The following is a 2,947-nucleotide window of genomic DNA, read 5'->3' as shown; positions in this document are numbered from 1 at the left end:
CTTAATCCGCGAGACCCACGACCAACAACGTCGACTCATCCCCTGTTATGCGGGAAAAGCCAACCTGGTATTAACTGAAACCGGTGACGTCTATCCTTGCGAAACGCTGACAGAAAGTTTCGGCAATATCAGAGACCATCACTACGACCTGCGCGACATGCTCCAAACCCAGGCAGCAAAAACTATTATTCAGAAAATAGAAAATGCCTGTTGCCACTGCACCCACGAATGCTATTTCATTACCAATATCATGCTCAACCCGCTGCTTTACCCGGCCGTTCTCAGAGAGTACGCAAAACTCAGCGCTGCTTAATCTTTTTCATGATTGTGGTAATAACTATTGTGGCTACAACTGTGGCAATAACTATTGTTGTGTAGCAATATATTTATTTTCGTCTTCACTAAATAGCTTCTTGTCCCGCCAGATCCAGAACAGACTTTTTACACCTTTATAAGCAGCCACACAGTCATTCCAGCTGCGGATTTGCAATGCCCTGTTGATCAGGAATTTGGGGCGGCTGTAAAAACGCTTGAAGGCCAGTTGCCTGAGTTCGTGGATTTGTTGTTGCGTCATTGTATATGGAACAAATGATGCACCTTGATAAGTATATTTCGTCAAGTCATCTGATACCCTGCCATACTGCTCCAGGTTGTCGTGTAAATGGGTACCGGGAAATGCGGTTAATGCATGAAAATTGGCAATATCTGGATTCAGTTCCATGGCAAACTCAATGGTTTGCAGTGCTTCTTCATAGGTTTCACCGGGAATACCAATAATAAATGGTGTGGTAACTTTCAAGCCGACAGCTTTCGCATCTGCTACCGCCTTTCTGATCTGTTCGACCTTGGTGCCTTTACGCAAGGTATTTAAATTTTTTTGCACGCCGCTTTCTGCACCAAACAGTACCGCCCAGCAACCCGCTTCTTTCATTGCTTTTAACAATGGCTTATCCACCTGATTAACACAGGCAGAGGCAAACCAGGTAAAATCCAGCTTACGTCGTTTGATTTCACGGGTAATTTCCATGGCGCGATCATAATCTGCAGCCAGCGTGTCGTCGATGAATTTGATTTCCCGATAACCCTGAGCCAGGCAGTGTTCGATTTCCGCCATGACGTTGTCCACGCTGCGAAATCGAATACCCCGGATCCCGGATTTTCGTTTTTTATCAATCTGGGAACAGAAAATACAGCGTCGGTTACAACCTCTCGCGGTCAGCATAACCGCCACAGGTTTCCGTCGATAGGTCGCCGGTGGTGGTAAATATTCTTCCGCATTACTTAATAGCTCACGTGCCGGAAATGGAACAATATCGAGATCTTCAATTAATGGTCGAGGTTCGTTACAGATAATGTCATCGCCATCCCGAAATGCTACGCCTGGTACGTCATGCATAGATTGCCCCTGTTGCAGATGATCTACTATTTCAGGGACAGTGACTTCACCTTCTCCCGTCACCACGGCATCTATACAGAGGTTGTCCTGTAAACACGCTTTCTGCATCGCAATGGGATAGGGACCACCAACACAGGTAAATACACCATCCACATTCGCTTTTACATCCCTGGCGGTATGCTGCGCTTTATCCCAGCCGAAAGTCGTCGAATATATGCCGACAAACCCGGGTTGATACTCAACAAGTTCCCGCAGAATATCAGCATGCTTCAAAAACGCGCCATTAAAAAACCGCACCTCATGCCCCGCCTGTTTTAAACTGGCGGCAACATATAGCGTGCCTAAAGGTTGCCAATAGTTCAGCTGTGACGCCGCGGTTTTCTTGGAAAATAACTCTTCAGGTCGCCACGCCGGAATAATCAGGGCACATTTCATTTTCTTCTCCATTAAACAGTTTCGCGTGGTCCTTCACATTCTGTTTTGTCAGGCCAGAGCGGGCCAGCGCGATTTTCTCACCGGTAAGCTGTTCCACAGCCTCCACGCCGCTTAACATGGCCTGGTCCATGTTGTAGTAACGGAAAGCACCAGTACGACCCGCCAGGTTCAGATTTTCAAATTGGGAAAGGTAATCACAAACTGTTTCACACTGTTCACGATAGCCTGTTTCAAACAGGGGATAAGCATTCGCAATTCGCATGACTACCCCATCCAGCAAGTCACCTTTATTCATAAGCCCGAGTTTGACCATACTATCCACGGTTCGTTGAACAAGTTGTTCATCCGCTAAACTCCAGGTTTCATCTCCCCGAAAACAGAAGTGCTCCGTCACCACCGCTGTTTTTCCTTTGGGCGCCATATGCTCGCTCCAGTTTCTGGGTTCATGAATTCGCCCAAAGGGTATATTTTTATCCGGAAAATATACCCAGCTATCCTTACTTACCTGATCCCGATTAACCATTAATGTAACCAGCACAAGGTCTCGACTTCGGAGACTGTTGGCAGCAGTTAAAACGTGGGACGGTGGTGCAGGATCAAGACATTTCGCCAGCACAGACAAAGGGATGGTCGAAACCACCTGTTCCGGCGCTATGCGGTATCGTTGTCCCTGATGCCGGTATTCTATTGACGTAATTCTGTTATTGTCATGGCTAATACGCTCAACGGATGCTTCCAGTTGCAGGTTATTGGCATTTATTCCATTTCGTAAATTATCTGTAATACTGCCAATTCCTTCTGCAGGATAAAGAAACTTGTCAGTTAGCGTTGCGAACTGTTTTTTGGTGCGCTTTATGATTGCTGACTTGACGGCTTTCGCCAAACTCAAATTTTGAATGCGTTGCGCGATCCAGTCGGCATCAATATTCGTGCAGTCCATGCCCCAGACTTTTTCGCTATAACCCTTAAAAAACACTTCGTAGAGACTTTTTCCAAATCGTTGCACCACCCACTCTTCCAGCGATCGTGGTGTGCTGTTATCAGCTTTGTATTTTTGGACAAGATAGTCATACAGAAAAATTAAAGACTCCTTATACCCCACCTTACGAAAAGCAT

The 2,947-nt window shown here is 46.3% G+C and carries 3 protein-coding genes; 1 reads left to right on the top strand and 2 read right to left on the bottom strand.

Annotation, left to right across the window (positions count from 1 at the left end; all coding sequences use genetic code 11):
• The coding region (locus tag ACWVCM_RS13995; protein WP_455202381.1) for an SPASM domain-containing protein at nucleotides 1–313 on the top strand (313 nt) is incomplete at its 5' end.
• A gap of 51 nt (nucleotides 314–364) precedes the next feature.
• Here the strand turns inward: ACWVCM_RS13995 and ACWVCM_RS13990 are convergent.
• Nucleotides 365–1,831 carry a B12-binding domain-containing radical SAM protein gene (locus ACWVCM_RS13990; protein ID WP_455202380.1) on the bottom strand — a complete coding sequence of 489 codons (1,467 nt, stop codon included), beginning with the start codon at nucleotides 1,829–1,831 and terminating at the stop codon, nucleotides 365–367.
• Nucleotides 1,794–2,947, bottom strand: a 1,154-nt coding sequence (locus tag ACWVCM_RS13985; protein ID WP_455202379.1) for an FAD-dependent oxidoreductase, incomplete at its 5' end; no start/stop codon positions are given. The genes ACWVCM_RS13990 and ACWVCM_RS13985, both read right to left, overlap by 38 nt.

Source organism: Kaarinaea lacus (assembly GCF_975902315.1).
Note: the sequence above shows the minus strand (reverse complement) of the source record. Positions and strands in the feature narration are given on the sequence as shown.

Coding starts and splice junctions, on each gene's coding strand:
- ACWVCM_RS13990 (WP_455202380.1), bottom strand. CDS start 1,831: ATGAAATGTGCCCTGATTATTCCGGCGTGGCGACCTGAAGAGTTATTT.